Source organism: Mycobacterium sp. (assembly GCF_052144515.1).
Taxonomy (GTDB): domain Bacteria; phylum Actinomycetota; class Actinomycetes; order Mycobacteriales; family Mycobacteriaceae; genus Mycobacterium.
This window is the reverse complement of sequence record NZ_JBKQQD010000143.1, coordinates 13,106-30,676: the sequence shown is the minus strand read 5'-3', so window position 1 is coordinate 30,676 and position 17,571 is coordinate 13,106. Positions and strand designations below refer to the sequence as shown.

18 protein-coding genes are annotated in these 17,571 nt (G+C 63.7%); 9 read left to right on the top strand and 9 right to left on the bottom strand.

What is annotated here, in order from left to right; all coding sequences use genetic code 11:
• The 6 genes from ACLP9N_RS08525 to dnaA form a co-directional block, all read right to left on the bottom strand.
• On the bottom strand, window positions 1–450 hold a 450-nt coding region (locus ACLP9N_RS08525; RefSeq protein WP_442406982.1), incomplete at its 3' end, for a DNA gyrase subunit A.
• Between the two features lie 44 nt (window positions 451–494).
• The gene (gene gyrB / locus ACLP9N_RS08520) at window positions 495–2,528 is read right to left on the bottom strand and encodes a DNA topoisomerase (ATP-hydrolyzing) subunit B (RefSeq protein WP_442406981.1); all 2,034 of its coding nucleotides are present in this window, start codon (window positions 2,526–2,528) and stop codon (window positions 495–497) included.
• 255 nt (window positions 2,529–2,783) lie between these two features.
• Complete coding sequence (locus ACLP9N_RS08515; protein WP_442406980.1) at window positions 2,784–3,347, bottom strand: DUF721 family protein; 564 nt, start codon at window positions 3,345–3,347, stop codon at window positions 2,784–2,786.
• Window positions 3,344–4,492: a DNA replication/repair protein RecF gene (recF, locus tag ACLP9N_RS08510; RefSeq protein WP_442406979.1), complete on the bottom strand. Its 1,149-nt coding sequence runs from the start codon at window positions 4,490–4,492 to the stop codon at window positions 3,344–3,346. Before recF ends, ACLP9N_RS08515 begins: the two co-directional genes overlap by 4 nt.
• Window positions 4,493–5,689 carry a DNA polymerase III subunit beta gene (gene dnaN, locus ACLP9N_RS08505; protein WP_442406978.1) on the bottom strand — a complete coding sequence of 399 codons (1,197 nt, stop codon included), beginning with the start codon at window positions 5,687–5,689 and terminating at the stop codon, window positions 4,493–4,495. It abuts the gene before it with no gap.
• A gap of 489 nt (window positions 5,690–6,178) precedes the next feature.
• Entirely contained in the window at window positions 6,179–7,726 is a 1,548-nt protein-coding gene (gene dnaA / locus ACLP9N_RS08500) for a chromosomal replication initiator protein DnaA (RefSeq protein WP_442406977.1), read from the bottom strand.
• A 605-nt stretch (window positions 7,727–8,331) separates the two neighbouring features.
• Between dnaA and rpmH the strand changes: the two genes are divergently transcribed.
• From rpmH to ACLP9N_RS08455, 9 genes are all read left to right on the top strand, one after another.
• Entirely contained in the window at window positions 8,332–8,475 is a 144-nt protein-coding gene (rpmH, locus tag ACLP9N_RS08495; RefSeq protein WP_073880743.1) for a 50S ribosomal protein L34, read from the top strand.
• 20 nt (window positions 8,476–8,495) lie between these two features.
• Window positions 8,496–8,858 carry a ribonuclease P protein component gene (gene rnpA / locus ACLP9N_RS08490; protein ID WP_442406976.1) on the top strand — a complete coding sequence of 121 codons (363 nt, stop codon included), beginning with the start codon at window positions 8,496–8,498 and terminating at the stop codon, window positions 8,856–8,858.
• Window positions 8,859–8,914: 56 nt separating this feature from the next.
• Window positions 8,915–9,193, top strand: a complete 279-nt coding sequence (yidD, locus tag ACLP9N_RS08485; RefSeq protein WP_442406986.1) for a membrane protein insertion efficiency factor YidD — start codon at window positions 8,915–8,917, stop codon at window positions 9,191–9,193.
• A gap of 43 nt (window positions 9,194–9,236) precedes the next feature.
• Entirely contained in the window at window positions 9,237–10,271 is a 1,035-nt protein-coding gene (gene yidC, locus ACLP9N_RS08480; RefSeq protein WP_442406985.1) for a membrane protein insertase YidC, read from the top strand.
• Between the two features lie 98 nt (window positions 10,272–10,369).
• The gene (locus ACLP9N_RS08475) at window positions 10,370–10,966 is read left to right on the top strand and encodes a Jag family protein (RefSeq protein WP_442406975.1); all 597 of its coding nucleotides are present in this window, start codon (window positions 10,370–10,372) and stop codon (window positions 10,964–10,966) included.
• Between the two features lie 60 nt (window positions 10,967–11,026).
• Window positions 11,027–11,758, top strand: a complete 732-nt coding sequence (gene rsmG / locus ACLP9N_RS08470) for a 16S rRNA (guanine(527)-N(7))-methyltransferase RsmG (RefSeq protein WP_442406974.1) — start codon at window positions 11,027–11,029, stop codon at window positions 11,756–11,758.
• The gene (locus ACLP9N_RS08465; protein WP_442406973.1) at window positions 11,755–12,774 is read left to right on the top strand and encodes a ParA family protein; all 1,020 of its coding nucleotides are present in this window, start codon (window positions 11,755–11,757) and stop codon (window positions 12,772–12,774) included. Before rsmG ends, ACLP9N_RS08465 begins: the two co-directional genes overlap by 4 nt.
• Window positions 12,771–13,781, top strand: a complete 1,011-nt coding sequence (locus tag ACLP9N_RS08460; protein ID WP_442406972.1) for a ParB/RepB/Spo0J family partition protein — start codon at window positions 12,771–12,773, stop codon at window positions 13,779–13,781. The genes ACLP9N_RS08465 and ACLP9N_RS08460 overlap by 4 nt, the downstream gene beginning before the upstream one ends.
• 245 nt (window positions 13,782–14,026) lie before the next feature.
• Window positions 14,027–14,803, top strand: coding sequence for an acetyltransferase (locus ACLP9N_RS08455; RefSeq protein WP_442406971.1), 777 nt, complete (start codon window positions 14,027–14,029; stop codon window positions 14,801–14,803).
• Here the strand turns inward: ACLP9N_RS08455 and ACLP9N_RS08450 are convergent.
• The 3 genes from ACLP9N_RS08450 to trxB form a co-directional block, all read right to left on the bottom strand.
• Entirely contained in the window at window positions 14,768–15,988 is a 1,221-nt protein-coding gene (locus tag ACLP9N_RS08450) for an N-acetylmuramoyl-L-alanine amidase (protein WP_442406970.1), read from the bottom strand. The two genes, ACLP9N_RS08455 and ACLP9N_RS08450, sit on opposite strands and share 36 nt — an antisense overlap.
• Window positions 15,989–16,139: 151 nt before the next feature.
• Window positions 16,140–16,493, bottom strand: a complete 354-nt coding sequence (gene trxA, locus ACLP9N_RS08445; protein WP_442406969.1) for a thioredoxin — start codon at window positions 16,491–16,493, stop codon at window positions 16,140–16,142.
• Between the two features lie 21 nt (window positions 16,494–16,514).
• Complete coding sequence (trxB, locus tag ACLP9N_RS08440; protein ID WP_442406968.1) at window positions 16,515–17,507, bottom strand: thioredoxin-disulfide reductase; 993 nt, start codon at window positions 17,505–17,507, stop codon at window positions 16,515–16,517.
• Window positions 17,508–17,571: the final 64 nt, after the last annotated feature.

Here is a 17,571-nt window from a genome sequence, read left to right as displayed (position 1 = left end):
ATCGGCGATCCGCACAGATTGCCCAAATGGCAAGCGTACCAATGCCTCTCCAGTGGTACAGTACCTCATCGCGGCTGGTGGGTCGTTGCCCGGCGAACCGAAGTTGCCCTGGCCGTCGACCAACGGGTAGCGCAGCGACCACGGCTGCGCCATCCGCACCAGGGTGTCGTAGATCGATGCGTCGCCGTGCGGGTGGTAGTTACCCATCGTCTCGGCGACCGATCGTGCCGACTTGGCATGACTACGGTCCGGACGGAATCCCGAGTCGTACATCGCATACAGCACCCGGCGGTGCACCGGCTTGAGGCCGTCGCGCACTTCCGGTAGCGCGCGGCCGACGATCACGCTCATCGCGTAGTCGATATAGCTCCGCTGCATCTCCTGCTGTATGTCAACCGGCTCGATCCGGTCGCCGGCCTCGTCGCCAGGCGGCAGCGTCGTGTCAGTCATCTAATTCCTCATTTGCATCGCATAGTTGGGCCGCGCCTGATTCATCAGACATCCAGGAAGCGAACGTCCTTGGCGTTGCGGGTGATAAAGCTTCGCCGCGCCTCGACGTCCTCGCCCATCAAGATGGAGAACAACTCGTCGGCGGCCGCGGCGTCATCGAGGGTCACTTGACGCAGGACCCTGACTGACGGGTCCATCGTGGTTTCCCACAGCTCCTTGGCATCCATCTCACCCAGACCTTTGTACCGCTGGATGCCGTCTTCCTTATTGATCTTCTTGCCGGCCTTCAGCCCCGCCTCCAGCAGACCGTCGCGCTCGCGGTCGGAGTAGGCGAATTCCGGATCGCTGCGCTGCCACTTCAGCTTGTACAGCGGCGGTTGCGCCAAGAACACGTGTCCGTTTTCGATCAGCGGCCGCATGAACCGGAACAACAGCGTCAACAGCAATGTCGAAATGTGTTGTCCGTCAACGTCGGCGTCGGCCATCAACACGATCTTGTGGTAGCGCAGTTTGGTGAGATCGAACTCGTCGTGGATGCCGGTGCCCAACGCGGTGATGATGGCCTGGACTTCGGTGTTCTTCAACACCCGGTCGATGCGGGCCTTCTCCACGTTGATGATCTTGCCCCGCAGCGGGAGGATCGCCTGGAACATCGAGTCGCGGCCGCTTTTCGCGGAGCCGCCGGCCGAATCACCTTCCACTACATACAGTTCGGATTTCCGCGGATCGGTGGAGCGGCAGTCGGCGAGCTTACCGGGCAGGCCGCCGAGGTCGGTGGCGCTCTTGCGCCGCACCAACTCCCGTGCCTTGCGCGCCGCGATGCGCGCCTGCGCCGAGGACACCGCTTTGTTCACAACGGTTTTCGCCTCGGTCGGGTTGGCCTCAAACCAGTGCGTGAGCTGTTCGTTGCACACCTTCTGCACGAACGACTTCACCTCGGTGTTGCCCAGCTTGGTTTTGGTCTGGCCCTCGAATTGCGGTTCGCTGACTTTCACCGAAATGACGGCGGCCAGGCCCTCACGGATGTCGTCGCCGGTGAGGTTGGCGTCCTTCTCCTTGAGGAGCTTCTTGTCTTTGGCGTACTTGTTCACCACCGACGTCAAAGCGCTGCGGAAGCCCTCTTCGTGGGTGCCGCCCTCGTGGGTGTTGATGGTGTTGGCGAAGGTGTGCACCGACTCCGAATAGCCGCCGTTCCACTGCATCGCGATTTCGACCTCGTGGCCGGTGCCCTTGCCATCGAAGTCGATGATGCTCTGCTGGATCGGGCTCTTGGTGCGGTTGATGTGCTTGACGAAATCCACCAACCCGCCGGCGTAGTGGAAGGTGCGGTGCTTGACCTTGTGCGGTGCGGTCGATTCGGCCGCTTTTTCTTCGGCGGACTTGGGCGCTTCGGCGGTGTCGCTGACGACCTCGTCGACGACCTCTTCCTTGGTCACCCGCTCGTCGGTGAGGTTGATGGTCAATCCCTTGTTGAGGAATGCCATTTCCTGCAGTCGGCGCGCCACCGTCTCGAAGTCGTAGTCGGTGGTTTCGAAGATGTCGGGGTCGGCCCAGAACCTGATGGTGGTTCCCGTCTTCTTGGTGGCTTCGCCCTGCTTGAGGGTTCCCGGCACGGCGTGGTCGTAGAACTGCGACCACTCGTGCCCGTCGCGTTTGACATCGACCTCGAGCCGCGTGGACAAGGCATTGACCACCGAGACGCCGACGCCGTGCAAACCGCCGCTGACGTTGTAGCCACTGTTCTCACCGCCGAATTTGCCGCCAGCATGCAGTTGCGTCATTACGACGTCGACAGTGGGCGCGCCGGTGGAGTGCATGGCGACCGGGATACCACGCCCGTTGTCCGCGACCTCAACGCTGCCGTCATCGAGCAGTCGCACATCGACCTGGGTGGCGTAGCCGGCCATCGCCTCGTCCACCGAGTTGTCGACTACCTCCCAGACAAGGTGGTGCAAGCCACGCTCACCGGTGGACCCGATGTACATGCCCGGGCGTTTGCGGACAGCTTCGAGACCTTCGAGAACGGTGATCGCCGAAGCGCCGTATTCATCTTGTGCCTTCTTTTTCTGGGCAGCCACGGTCCGAATGCTCTCCTTGGGGGTTAGTAGGAGCGGTCCAGTCACCGCAGCGATCGCATACTCCACTCTACCGTGATCGGTCGTCGGGACCGATTTTCTGGGCGCGTTTCTACCTATCTAACCGCGCCGTGTGCTCGATATCTTTATTCCACGCACGTCCCGACGCCAGTCACCCTGGTCTGCAGCGTCCTGGCGGCTCTGAGACCGCCGTCGGCCGGTGCGGGTACGGGGGCGGCTTCGCGCCTGCGGGACACCCTATCCATAGGTGTCACGGGGCCCCCTGCCGGCGATGTGCCGTGGCCCCTTACGCCAGGACGGCGCCGACGGGCCGGTGATTTTCAGCGATGTCACCACGCCATTGCCGACGGCTGCGGCGATCTTTGCCAACAGCTGCGCCTGAATCATCCTCAACTGCGTCGCCCACGCCGTCGATTCGGCTGTCACGCTGAGGACCCCGTCGCTCAGTCCGATCGGGGTTGCGTGTTCGGCGATCTGCTGCCCGACCACCGCTGACCAGTGACCGAGCACGGTGCCCTCGGCGACGTGTGCGGACCATCCGCGCTTTTTCGCCAGTTCGCGCGCCACCCTGCCCAGGGGCTGGGGATCCCGAACGTCGGGACCAGGACCCGACCAGCTCCGCCGGTACCCTGCGACGCGACGCCTCGCGGGCGGCGCTGATCGGCCCCGGCCGGCGTCTTTCCCCTGGGCTCGGGCCGCCGCGCGGGCTTCCTCGAGAGTCCGCCTGACCAGATCGATACCCGTCAAGTCACCTAGTGCCTCAACCTTGTCGGGCTCGGGACGGTCTTCGGAGTCGCTCATAGTTGCACCACCGAAACCCGACCAGAGTCATCGTCGCGCAGATCGATGGTCACCCGCCTAGCGTCCCAGTCCGCGGGAATGTCTTCCAGCACCGCCGCGGTTACCAACACCTGCTCCGCCGATTCCGCCACCGCCGCTAATGCACGACGGCGGGCCGCGTCGAGTTCAGCGAACACGTCATCGAGCAACAACACCGGCTCGCTGCCATCGGCGCGCAATAACTCGTAGGCCGCCAGACGCAACGCCACCGCGAACGACCACGATTCCCCGTGGCTGGCAAAGCCTTTGGCGACTTGATCGCCTAGTCGCAATTCCAGATCGTCGCGATGGGGTCCGACGAGACACATCCCGCGTTCCAATTCGGCAGCCCGCCGCGCCGAAAGCGCAGCCAACAACGCCGCTTCGAGCCGCTCCCGATCGGTGTCAGAATTCAGGCCGGCATCCAGACTTGCGCGATAGGCTATCGCCGCCGGTCGCGACCCCGGCGCTAACAGCTGGTAAGCCTTTTCCACCTCTGGCGCCAATTGATTGACCAGATCAATACGGGCGGCCATCAGTTGAGCGCCGTACTCCGCGAGCCGGCTGTCCCAGACATCGAGGGTTTCCAGGGCAGCTTGATCACTGCGGTGTCGAGCGCCGGACAACGATTTCAACAGCGCCGTGCGCTGCCGCAGAACTTTGTCGTAGTCGGCACGCACGCCGGCGACCGTCGGCCTCCGCACCGTCGCCAAATCATCCAGATAGCGACGGCGATCGGCGGGATCCCCGCGAACCAGGGCGAGGTCTTCGGGTGCGAACAGCACCGCCTGTAATACCCCGACCACTTCGCGAGTGCTGCGCACCGGTGAACGGTTCAACCGCGCCTTGTTGGCCCGCCCCGTAGCGATTTCCAGATCGATCGCACACTCTCGACCCTCATTGACGATGATCGTCGAAACCACCGCCCGGGGTGCACCCGCCCGGATGAGCGGCGCATCGGTACCCACCCGATGTGAACCCAGGGTGGTCGAATACCAAAGTGCCTCAATCAAATTCGTCTTGCCATAACCGTTCGGACCGACAAACACTGTCCGCCCCGGTTCCAATTCGAGATCGGCGTGCGCCCAGGACCGGAAGTCACGTAGTCCCAAATGCCGGACGTACACTTACCCAGGCAACCGGACGGGCATCAACAAATACACGTAGTCCGTGGGCGGGGCGGCAAAGGGGCCATTCCCTGACGGAACATCGTCGCCTTCGGCTGCTGGACGCAGCAGCGCGGGCTTACCCGGCGTTGTGAAACCAAACGACACCCGCTCCGAGTGCACCGATGCCAGCCCGTCGGTCAGATAGGTCGGGTTGAACGCGATGGTCAGTGGTTCGCCGACGAAGTCCACCGGAAGGTCTTCCTCAGCCCGGCCGACATCATCCGCCCCGGCGGAAAGCCGCAGCATGCCGTCGGCAAACTCCATACGCACCTGGGCGCCTCGGTCCGCGACCAACGCGACCAACTTGATCGCTTCGGTCAACTCAGCGACGTTGATCGTCGCCACCGAGGTGTGCTCAGCCGGCAACAGCTGCCGGAACTTCGGGAACTCAGCATCAAGAAGCCGAGTGGTGCTGCGCTTGCCACTGCCGCTGATGCCGAGTAACCCGTCCTTTCCGACGCCCAAGCCGGAACCCAACGACAAACGAACATCGGAGCCGGTGCCGGTTTTGGCGGCCTCGGCGAGCGTCTTCGCCGGCACCAGCACCGCCGCCTCGATGTCGGACGACAACGCCGACCACGTCAACTCGCGAACTGCCAAACGGAACCTGTCGGTGGCGGCCAAAACTACCGTGTCACCTGAGATCTCGACCCGAATTCCGGTCAACATGGGCAACGTGTCATCCCGACCGGCGGCAATCGCAACCTGACTGATGGCTTCGGCGAACAGATCTGCTGGCAACGTCCCGGTCTCTTCCGGCAGCACCGGCAGCGTGGGGTAATCCTCAACCGCCATTGTCGGCAGCGAGAACCTGGCGCTTCCGCAGGTCAATGCGACGCGATTACCGTCCACGTAGAAGTCAACCGGCTTGTCGGGCAGCGCCCGCGTAATGTCTGACAACAACCGACCGGATACCAAAACGCTTCCGGGAGAAGCTATTTCGGCAGCAACTTGCGCCTCGGCGGAAACCTCGTAGTCGAATCCCGAAATGGTCAGGCCGTCGTCGGAGCCGGCTAGCAAGACTCCCGACAGAACCGGCACCGCTGGCCTGGTGGGCAAATTCTTCGCCACCCACGACACCGCCTCGGCGAAGGACTCTCGCACCAAACGAAACTTCAAGTCGGTGAGGCCAGCTCTTGTCGTCGCCGCGTCCATGGCTTCCCTTCACCTAGCAGTCGAAATCCAGTGCCCGGGCCACCCCTGGCTACTGCTGACTCCCAAGGTGGCACATCATGCGCTACGACGGCCGCAACAGCAGTCGAAGAACAACCGTAGATCGTTCAGCGCCAACTTGAAAGCTAATCGCAAAGGCTGACAAGGCTGGTCAACGCGAGGTTTGCGACGTCTGTGCGATCGATGTCCCCAACGGCGGTTTTCAAAGAAGAAATGAGGAAGAGATCTCAGTAACAGTATTAAGGGGTGTGCATCTTGGGGACAGCTTGTCTTGGCGCAGCTAGGGGCGGGCTCAGGTTGTGGATGACGCCGTGGATAACTTTGCGCCCCGTGTTGGACTCCTGGGGATTGCGTACGCTTGTGCACGAAAATCCGAAGCCCGCAGCGATGTTTGAGTCGATTGTGCACAAAACGGCCCACACTGCCGAGTTGTGGCTGATGTGACTTGCGAGCCAGAAGTTTTTTGCAGGATCAGCGCTTGGAGCGCTGCCGAATGCGGGTGGTGAGCTCCTTGACGTGATCGAACACCTCGCGTCGCTCGGCCAGTTCCGACGAGATCTTGCGTTGGGCGTACATCACCGTGGTGTGGTCGCGGCCGAACGCCTGGCCGATCTTGGGCAGCGTCAAGTCGGTGAGTTCGCGGCACAGGTACATCGCGATCTGCCGCGACTGTGCCAGCGCCCGGGTCTTGCCGGGGCCGCGCAACTCTTCGACGGTGGTGTCGAAGTATTCGGCGGTGGCGGCCATGATCGTCGCTGCGCTGATCTGTAGGTTGCTGGCGTCGGCAATGAGATCGCGGAGCACAATCTCGGCCAGCGCCTTGTCGATCGGGGTTTTGTTCAGCGACGCGAACGCGGTCACCCGGATGAGAGCGCCCTCGAGTTCGCGGATGTTGCGTTCGATGCTGCTGGCGATGAGCTCGAGTACGTCGTCGGGCACCGCGAGCCGTTCCATCTGAGCTTTCTTGCGCAGGATGGCGATGCGGGTCTCCAGCTCCGGGGGCTGCACGTCGGTAATCAGCCCCCACTCGAACCGGGTCCTCAGTCGGTCCTCGAGGGTGGCGAGTTGTTTGGGCGGGCGGTCAGAGGAGATGACGATCTGCTTGTTGGCGTTGTGCAGCGTGTTGAAGGTGTGGAAGAACTCCTCCTGGATGCCTTCCTTGCCTTCGATGAATTGGATGTCATCGACGAGTAACACGTCGACGTCGCGGTAGCTGCGCTTGAACGCGACCTTGCGATCGTCACGTAGGGAGTTGATGAAGTCGTTGGTGAATTCCTCGGTGGAGACGTATTTGACCCGCATCCCGGGGAACAGGCGTTGCGCGTAGTTGCCGGCCGCATGCAACAGGTGTGTCTTGCCCAGACCCGACTCGCCCCAAATGAACAGAGGGTTGTAGGCACGGGCGGGTGCTTCGGCGATCGCCAGAGTGGCGGCATGTGCGAACCGATTGGAAGCACCGATCACGAAAGTATCGAACGTGTAGCGGCGGTTGAGGCTGGTTCCGCCGGCGGCGGCAGCCGATTCGCTGCTGTGCGGGCGCTCGGTGAAGTACGTCGGCCAGCTCTGTTGAGCATCGCCGAGAGGGTCACCGTTTTCGTCCGCCTCGTCGGCCTCCGTGTCCAGGTCGTCGTCGGCTTCCGATAACAGTTCCGGTTCAGGGATGACGGTGTCTTGGGAGAAGGCGGTGTCGTCGCCGGAGGACGGCGGTGCGATGCGGACCCCGAGCTGTATCTGCTGTCCGAGCCGCCGACTCAACGCATCGGTAATCGGCGTGCGCAGGTGACGTTCGATCTCATTTTGGACAAAGCTGCTCGGCACCGACAACAGAGCAAATCCCTCGACGATGGTGAGCGGCTGGACGAGATTCAGCCAGGCTCGTTGCTGAGGGGTTAATGGAGTGATGAGAGCGCTATGGTTTGCGACCCCGTTGTCTAGGTTGTCCGAGGGGGACTCGCCGTTGAGTTCGGAGACGACCGCATGCCACACCGACGTGAAACCTGAACCGGGATCATCGGTCAACGACGCATCTCCCTGGCTCTCGTGAGTTCCGGGTTCGGGTGGCGACAAAAGTGACTGTCCACATAGTTATACACAGGTGTGGACAGGATGATCGTTCAGTGAGCTGGAGCCTCGTGGCAACAGCTCGCGATCTCCGTGCTGGAGACAACCCGTGCAGGTCGTCTAGACAGCTAGTCGATCCGCCATCCTCGCTTCGTTGTCGACCACCGCTCCAGTCTGAAACGGCACTGGCTGAAGCTAACAGTTTTCCGTCCGGCTGCCAACAGTTCTGTTGCATTCAGACGGGTTCTTTTCCGGTTGGTTTCGGTTACCGCGGAGATTGCGTGGGTTGGGTTTGTTGGTGCCAACCGTTTACGTAAGTGTTGGAGCGCGTCCGTTGGGCTAAGCCAGTTTTCAGCCAGTTTTCAGCCAGGTTTGACCCAGCGAACGCTCGTCAGTACCCTCAAACAGTCGCCCGAAAGTCGGCGATACGGCTGCGACCCAGGATGATGTGCTAGGGGACCGCGCCGGCCAGCAGCAAGACCACCCCTGACCGACGTGCTGGCGAAGCATGAGCGGCCGGGACGGCTCAGATCTTTTGAGCTCGATATGACGAGGAGAACGCCGTGGCCAAGGGCAAGCGGACCTTCCAGCCGAACAACCGGCGCCGAGCCCGCGTGCACGGTTTCCGTCTGCGAATGCGCACTCGCGCTGGACGTTCGATTGTGTCCAGCCGGCGCCGCAAGGGCCGCCGCGCACTGTCTGCCTGATCGCAATACCGAGTTTTGCGGTGCTTTCCGCACGCAACCGCATGAGGCGGGCGACTGAATTCGATGCGACCGTGAAATATGGGGTGCGCACAGTGCAACCTGACATCGTCGTTCACGTCAGGCGGGGGAGTAACCACGAGGCGGGCAACGGTCCGCGTGTTGGGCTGATCATCGCCAAGCCGGTAGGTTCGGCCGTCGAACGCCATCGAGTCGCCCGTCGGCTGCGGCACGTCGCGCGCACCATGTTGGGCGATCTTCACGGATCCGATCAGGTGGTGATCCGGGCATTGCCGAGCAGCCGGCACGTCTCGTCGGCGTGGCTAGAGCAGCAGCTGCGAACCGGGTTGCGACGCGCATTCGACCTGTCGGGAACGCAACGGTGAATTTGTCCGCGCGCTGCGTCCGCGGGCTGGTCTTGGTGATCCAGCTGTACCGGCACATGGTTTCGCCGTTGCGACCGGCGTCGTGCCGCTTTGTTCCGACCTGTAGCCAGTACGCGGTTGACGCGCTGACCGAATACGGCTTGATCCGTGGGAGTTGGTTGGCCGCCGGCAGGCTCGCGAAGTGCGGACCTTGGCATCGCGGTGGATGGGATCCGATACCGGAGCGCCTGCCACATCGCCGGAGTTGCCGGGCGTGCTCCGATGACTTTGATCACAGCAGCAACGCCTGGGGCTCCCCAGCGGAGCTAGGGGAAGGTGAGTCTCTTGTCGTTTGATCCGTTCAGTCTCGACGTCGTTTATTACCCGGTGTCGTGGATCATGTGGGTCTGGTACAAGCTGTTCGCCGCTGTGTTGGGCCCGTCGAACTTCTTCGCGTGGGCGCTGTCGGTGATGTTCTTGGTGTTCAGCTTGCGCGCGCTGCTCTACCAACCGTTCGTCCGCCAGATCCGCACCACCCGGCAGATGCAGGAGCTGCAACCCCAGATCAAGGCGCTGCAAAAGAAGTACGGCAAGGACCGCCAGCGCATGGCGCTCGAGATGCAGAAGCTGCAACGCGAGCACGGGTTCAATCCCATCCTGGGGTGCTTGCCGATGCTGGCGCAGATCCCGGTGTTCCTGGGCCTCTACCACGTCTTACGATCGTTCAACCGCACGACCGGAGGCATTGGCCAGCCACACATGTCGGTAATTCAGAACCGGCTGACCGGGAACTACGTGTTCACGCCGGCCGACGTGGGCCACTTCCTCGACGCCAACCTGTGGGGTGCGCCGATCGGTGCGTTCATGACGCAACATGCGGGCTTGGACGCGTTTACGAACTTCAGCCGTCCTGCGGTGATCGCGGTCGGTGCGCCAGTGATGATCATGGCGGGCATTGCGACGTACTTCAACAGCCGCGCGTCGGTGGCCCGGCAGAGCGCGGAGGCGGCGGCCAATCCTCAGACGGCGATGATGAACAAGCTCGCGTTGTACGTGTTTCCCCTCGGCGTTGTCGTCGGTGGACCGTTCCTGCCGTTGGCGATCATCTTGTACTGGTTCTCGAACAACATCTGGACGTTCGCTCAGCAGCACTACGTGTTCGGCAAGATCGAAAAAGAGGAAGAAGCCAAGAAGCAAGAAGTGATCCAGCGCCGGGCGGCGAACGCGCCGGCGCCGGGCGCCAAGCCACGGCGCCAAGCCAAATCGGCACCGGCGAGCGGTGACGGCTCGTCGGCAGATCCGGGTTCCGCCGGCCAGGTGACCGAAGCAGAGAACGCAGAGACCGAAGCGAACAAGCCGACACCCGCACGGAACAACACCCCGACCAACCGCACCCCGCGACCCGGGGCGCGGCCGAAGAAACGCAAACGCTGACCGCAGAGCCAGAGGGCTGCCAGACCTTTAGCGGGGTCGAGTCGGGCGAGCGACCCCACAACAAACACGGGCCCGTGGATTGAGGAAGAGAGAAAGCCATGACGGACGCCGAGACCACCACCGAGCGCGACGCCGATACGGAACTGGACGCACAATCACCCATTGACGACACTGACGACGCTTCGGAGGACGAAGCGACGGCGGATGCCGGCGCCGACGAAGGTGACGACCTGGAGGAGCGGTTGGTCGCCGAGGGGGAAATCGCCGGCGACTATCTAGAGGAGCTGTTGGACCTGCTGGACTTCGACGGCGACATCGATCTGGACGTCGAAGGCAGCCGGGCGGTGGTGAGCATCGACGGCAGCGACGACTTGAACAAGTTGGTCGGTCGCGGCGGCGAGGTGCTCGACGCCCTGCAAGAACTCACGCGTCTGGCGGTACACCAGAAGACCGGCGTGCGGAGTCGATTGATGCTCGACATCGCGAGCTGGCGGAGGGGCCGCCGCGAGGAATTGGCGGCGCTGGGCGACAAGGTAGCGCGGCGGGTGCTCAAGACGGGCGAGCGCGAAGAGCTTTCTCCCATGACGCCATTCGAGCGGAAGATCGTGCACGACGCCGTCGCGGCGGTGCCCGGCGTGCACAGTGAAAGCGAGGGCGTCGAGCCGTCGCGCCGGGTTGTTGTTCTGCACGACTAGACGGACTGAGTTACAGCTATGTAGTTCGCGCGGGCAGCCAAGCCGGCGCCCGAGAAGGGGATGTTTCACGTGAAACATGTCAACCCTTGCGAGGGAGCCGTGTCCCCGGCGGTGCCAGGTGATGCGGGATCCGAGGCGGCAGCCGCGCTCTTTGGGCCGCGTCTCGAGATCGCCCAACGGTACGCCGAGCTGTTGGCGGGCGCCGGCGTGGAACGCGGACTGCTGGGGCCGCGCGAGGTGGACCGGCTTTGGGACCGGCACCTGTTGAACAGTGCGGCGGTGAGTGAGCTCCTTGATCCGGGGGAGCGGGTCGTGGACATCGGCAGCGGAGCTGGATTGCCGGGGCTGCCGTTGGCGATTGCCCGGCCCGATCTTGAGATCGTCCTCCTCGAACCACTGCTGCGCCGGAGTGACTTCCTTCGGGAGGCCGTGGCCGAGCTCGGGTTGCCCGTCGACGTGGTGCGCGGCCGCGCCGAAGAGGCATGGGTTCGCGAACAGATCGGCGAGAAAGACGCCGCGGTGTCGCGTGCGGTGGCAGCCTTGGACAAGTTGACGAAGTGGAGCATGCCATTGCTACGGACGGGCGGGCGGATGGTCGCGATCAAAGGGGAGCACGCTCTTGAGGAAGTCCGGCAACACCGGCGTGTAATGGAGGCGACGGGCGCGGTTGATGTCAGGGTGGTGACATGTGGCGCGAACTACTTGCGTCCGCCCGCGACCGTGGTGTTAGCGCGGCGAGGCAGCTACTCGCGACACGGGTCCGCACGAGAGACGAACAGGGGAACGCGATGAGTTCTCCCCGAGGTTGGAGCGATGCGCCTCCGTCGTCGGTGGGTACGCCGCACGAGGAGCAGGCGGCGCCGGCAGGGCCGGCCGGGCCCCAGGAGCCGGGCATGACTGCCGATGTTTCACGTGAAACATCCGACGAAATCGACACGCCCATCGGGGCTGCCGCCGAACGCGCCATGCGGGTTCTGCACACCACGCACGAGCCACTGCCGCGGCCGCGCCACCGCCGGCTGTTCACCATCGCGAACCAAAAGGGCGGCGTGGGCAAGACCACCACCGCGGTCAACCTCGCGGCCGCGCTCGCGGTGCAAGGACTCAAGACGCTCGTCATCGACCTTGATCCGCAAGGCAACGCGAGTACGGCACTCGGGATCACCGATCGGCAATCCGGCACTCCCTCTTCGTATGAGGTACTTCTCGGCGAGGTCGGTTTGCAGGAGGCGCTGCGACCCAGCCCCCACAGCGAGCGCCTGTTCTGCGTACCGGCGACCATCGATCTGGCCGGCGCCGAGATCGAATTGGTCAGCATGGTGGCGCGCGAGAACCGATTGCGCACCGCCCTGGGCGAACTAGACAACTTCGACTTCGACTACGTCTTCATCGACTGCCCACCGTCGCTCGGGCTGCTGACCATCAACGCGCTCGTCGCCGCGCCGGAGGTGATGATCCCGATCCAGTGCGAGTACTACGCGCTTGAGGGTGTGTCGCAACTGATGCGCAACATCGAGATGGTCAAGGCCCACCTCAATCCTCAGCTCGACGTGAGCACCGTGATCCTGACCATGTACGACGGGCGGACCAAGCTCGCCGACCAGGTGGCCGAAGAGGTGCGCCGGTACTTTGGGAGCAAGGTATTGCGTACGGTGATTCCCCGCAGCGTCAAGGTTTCCGAGGCGCCCGGCTACAGCATGACGATCATCGACTACGACCCCGGGTCACGGGGCGCGATGAGCTATCTCGACGCAAGCCGCGAACTCGCCAACCGCGATCAGCCACCATCCGCGAAGGGACAACCATGACACAGCCGTTGCGTAGGAAGGGCGGCCTCGGCCGGGGACTGGCTTCGCTGATCCCGACCGGTCCTGCGGATGCCGACTCCGGACCAGCGACGCTCGGCCCGCGGATGGGAAGCGCGGCCGCCGATGTGCTGATTGGGGGAGGTACACCTGCCGGGCCGGACGCCGGGGCTACGGGGTCTGCGGGGTCTATGGGGGCGGTGTATCGCGAGATCGCGCCCACCGACATCGAGCGCAATCCTCGGCAGCCGCGGCAGGTTTTCGACGAGGAGGCGCTGTCGGAGCTGGTGCACTCCATCCGTGAGTTCGGCCTGTTGCAGCCGATCGTGGTGCGGGCGGCGTCCGAATCGGAGAGCGGCGCGCGATACCAGATCGTGATGGGGGAGCGGCGCTGGCGGGCGGCCCAGGAGGCGGGCCTGGCCACCATCCCGGCCATCGTGCGCGCGACGGGCGACGACAATCTGCTGCGTGACGCCCTGTTGGAGAACATTCACCGGGTGCAGCTGAACCCCTTGGAAGAGGCGGCGGCGTACCAGCAACTGCTCGACGAGTTCGATGTCACCCACGATGAACTGGCGGCGCGCATCGGCCGTTCGCGACCGCTGATCACGAACATGATCCGGCTGCTTAAGCTGCCGATCCCGGTGCAGCGCCGGGTGGCCGCGGGCGTGCTGTCTGCGGGCCATGCCCGCGCTCTGTTGTCCCTGGAGGCCGGCCCCGATGCGCAGGAAGAACTGGCCAGCCGGATCGTCGCGGAGGGCCTGTCGGTGCGGGCCACCGAGGAGGCGGTCACTTTGGCCAATCGCGGCGACACGAACACGCCGGCGTCACCGCGCCGCAAGCCGATTCAGATGCCGGGCCTCCAGGACGTTGCCGACCGACTGTCGAACGCTTTCGAGACCCGGGTGACGGTCAGCCTCGGCAAACGTAAAGGCAAGATCGTGGTCGAGTTCGGCTCGGTGGACGATCTGCAGCGAATCATCGACATGATGACCCCGTCTGGCACCTGACCCAGCCACATTGTGTAATTACGTCACTGTGACACCGCGACAATTCCCCGTGCGAAAAGCACCGTGATCCAACGCAGACCCGCTGTGCGTCAAGCCATTTCGATGCGCGACGAGGGAGCGGCTGGCGCGGCAGGGGCAAGACTGGGCAGGACTGGCCTGAAGGCAACAAACTCTCCTATTCTGGAGAGGCTGCGGGGGCAGAATTTTTCCATTGGCTGCAGTACCGCACGGAGGCCAGGAGGCTAGTGTCCGCTCGAATCACGCCGCTGCGGCTCGAAGCCTTTGAGCACCTCCCCAAGCACGCGCGCCGCTGCGTCTTCTGGGAGGTGGACCCGGCGACCCTCGGCAACCAAGACCACCTCGCTGACCCTGAGTTCGAAAAGGAAGCCTGGTTGTCGATGGTGATGCTGGAGTGGGGCTCCTGCGGTCAGGTCGCGACGGCGATTCAGGACGAACGCAGCCACGCCGAGCCGCCGTGCCTGGGATATGTGCTCTACGCTCCACCGGGCGCAGTGCCACGGGCGCACCGGTTTCCTACCGCGCCGGTGTCCGCGGATGCGGTGTTGCTGACGTCGATGGGGGTGGAGCCTGGACAAGCTACCGACGACCTGCCGCACAGCCTCATCGCCCGGGTGATCGACGAGTTGGTCCGCCGCGGAGTGCGCGCGCTGGAGGCTTTCGGCCGCACCGAGGCGGCCGCCGAGTTGCAGGATCCACGCGGGGTGGACCCCGATGTGCGGCCGGTGCTGGAAGCTCTTGGCGACTGCTCGGTCGATCACTGCATCATCGCTGCGGATTTCTTGAAGGACGTCGGCTTTGTCGTGGTGGCACCGCACCCGTACTTCCCGCGGCTGCGGCTTGAGTTGGACAAGGGGCTGGGCTGGAAGGCCGAAGTCGAGGCCGCCCTGGAGCGCCTGCTGGCTAATGCCCAGTTGCAAGAGCCGGTGGGGGCGGGGGCAGGGTCGGGGCCGGCCAGCGTCAGCGGCTTAAGAACCGCCGAGTCTGCTGGCCCGTTCGACTGACAGTTCGTGGGCAAGTAACTCGGCGAAGGTAAATGTGCCGGTGGGCCGGTCATTCTTGCCGAGCAGATATAGCCGCTTGACCGCAGCGAGGATACCTTCGGCGATGGCATCGCGGGTCTGCGTTGAAACCAACATCGCGCGATCGCGCGGGTTGGAGATGTAACCGACGTCGACTTGAACGGTCGGCATCCGAGTCAGCGTGAGCAGATCCCACGTCCGGCCATGCGTACGACAGTCGCGTAAACCGGTGCGGGCCACCACTTCTCGCTGAATGAAGTCGGCGAGATTGCGGCCGATGGTGGAGACCGAACCATGCGAGTTGCCGAAGTGGAAAGAGGCGACGCCGTTCGGTGCGGGGCTGGTCTGAGTTTCGCAGCGCAGGCTGATCATCAGGTCTGCGCCGACGTTGTTGGCGGTAGCGGCGCGTTCGGCGTCCGACGGGCTTCGGTTGGTCGGGCGGGACAGGAAGGTTTCCATTCCAATGGCGGTCATCCGACCTTCAAGCCGACTTGCCAAGTCCCACAACACATCTGCTTCGCTGATGGGGCCGCCCGGGCCTTGCGTGATCGCTCCGTGGTCCGCGCCGCCACGGCCCGGATCGATAATGATCCGCTTGCCAGAAAGCTTCGGGCCGGATCGGCGGACCAGCTCTTCCTCGCGAATCGCGTGTGGTGAGCCGCCGGTGACGCGCGAACTCAGAAAGTACAAGGAGCGCAACGTTTCCGGGCCGCAGATACCGTCAGCGGCCATCCCATACTCACGCTGATACGACATCAGCGCGTTGTGTGTCTGCAAGCCGAAGTATCCGTCGACCAGGCCGGTGTAGAAACCGAGGTCCTGTAGCCGGGCCTGCAGAGTGGCGACGTCATCGCCGTAAAGCGGTGCGCCGAATTGGTGATACAGCGTGCGGGCACCCAGCCGGTACGAGGCTTCCTTCAATGCCCGGTGAGTGGCTTCGCCGACAACGCCGTCCACGAGCAGCCCGCGATGCTGCTGGAACGCGCGCACTGCGTGGTCGAGCTCGGCGTCGAACAGCTCGAGCGCGACATGCCTGCCAGTGGTCAGGTCTTCGTCGGGGTTGTCCAGCAGCCCCAGCGCAGACAGCGCGACCCGGATCTCGGTGACAGCCGCGCTGCGGTCTCCACAGCGCAGCACATCGCCGTGTTCGCGGCGCGGACTCGGCATACCAAGGGCCCTCCGGGACTCGCTAATGCGCTGACAAAGGCTTATTGGGGCATAACAGGGCACAACAACTGACCGTTATTGTCTCAGATCGTTGGGGATTTCCGGAAAACCCCAGGCTAAACACAGGGCGTCGTGCCGCGACCCAAAAAGGTCAGGTGACGTTGGGAACCAGATCGGAAAGCTCGCGCAGCAGCGCCGCTTTGCCCTTGGCGCCGACGATCCGCTTCACCGGTTGACCGTCCTTGAACAAGATCATCGTCGGGATTGACACGACCTGGAAGTCGCGCGCTGTCTCCGGGTTGGCGTCCACGTCCAGCTTGGCGACGGTGAGCTGTTCTGACCGCTCGGCCGCGATCTCCTCGAGTATCGGGGCGACCATCTTGCACGGTCCGCACCAGGTTGCCCAAAAGTCAACCAGCACAGGCTTATTACTCGACAACACGTCGGTGGAAAAGGACGCGTCGGAAACTTCTATTGTGGCCCCGGCATTCTCGGAGTCGGTCATCGGTGGTGCTCCTATCAATTATCAGTGTGTCGGTACTGTCAGCGTTTCAGCCTCGGAAAAAGCCTGAGCATCCGCGTGTTCGGCCAGCCAACGCTCGGCGTCGATGGCCGCGGCGCAGCCACTGCCCGCGGCCGTGACCGCCTGGCGGTAGGTGCGGTCCACCAGGTCGCCGGCGGCAAACACACCCTCCACCGAGGTGCTCGTGGTGCGTCCCTGCACCAGCACATAGCCGTCTGGGTCGACGTCGACGGTATCGCGCACCAGGGCCGAACGCGGCTCGTGGCCGATCGCGACGAACACTCCGGTCACCGGAAGCGTGGTCTCCTCACCGGTTGTGCTGTGGCGCAACCGCAATCCGGTCACCGTCGTCTCGCCGTCCACCGCGACGACGGTGTGGTTGGTGACGAATTTGATCTTGTCGTTGTTGCGGGCGCGATTGAGCATGATCTTCGACGCGCGGAACTCGTCGCGGCGGTGCACGAGCGTCACGCTGCGGGCGAACCGGGTGAGGAAGGTGGCCTCTTCCATCGCCGAGTCGCCGCCGCCGATCACGGCGATGTCCTGATCTTTGAAGAAGAACCCGTCGCAGGTGGCACACGAACTCACGCCGCGTCCCAGCAATTCCTGCTCACCAGGAACCTGCAAATAGCGTGCCGCGGCGCCCATCGCAAGGATGACGGCCCGGGCCCGATGGGTCTGACCGTCGGCGGTGGTGACCGATTTGACCGGGCCTGCCAGCGACACCGATTCGACGTCTTCCATCCGCAGGTCCGCGCCGAATCGCAGCGCCTGCTCGCGCATCTCGTCCATCAGCTCCGGGCCGGTGATGCCGTCGCGAAAACCGGGGTAGTTCTCCACCTCGGTGGTGGTCATCAACGCGCCCCCGAACGAGGTGCCCTCGAAGACCAGCGGCGCCAGCTGTGCGCGGGCGGTGTAAAGCGCGGCGGTGTATCCGGCGGGGCCCGAACCGACAACGATTACGTCGTGGACAGTGTCATCAGCAGCGGAGGTCATGCGAGCCTTTCGAGATCCTTGAAGCCGTAAAAACCTTGAAAACTAAGCGTATGAACGCCAGCCT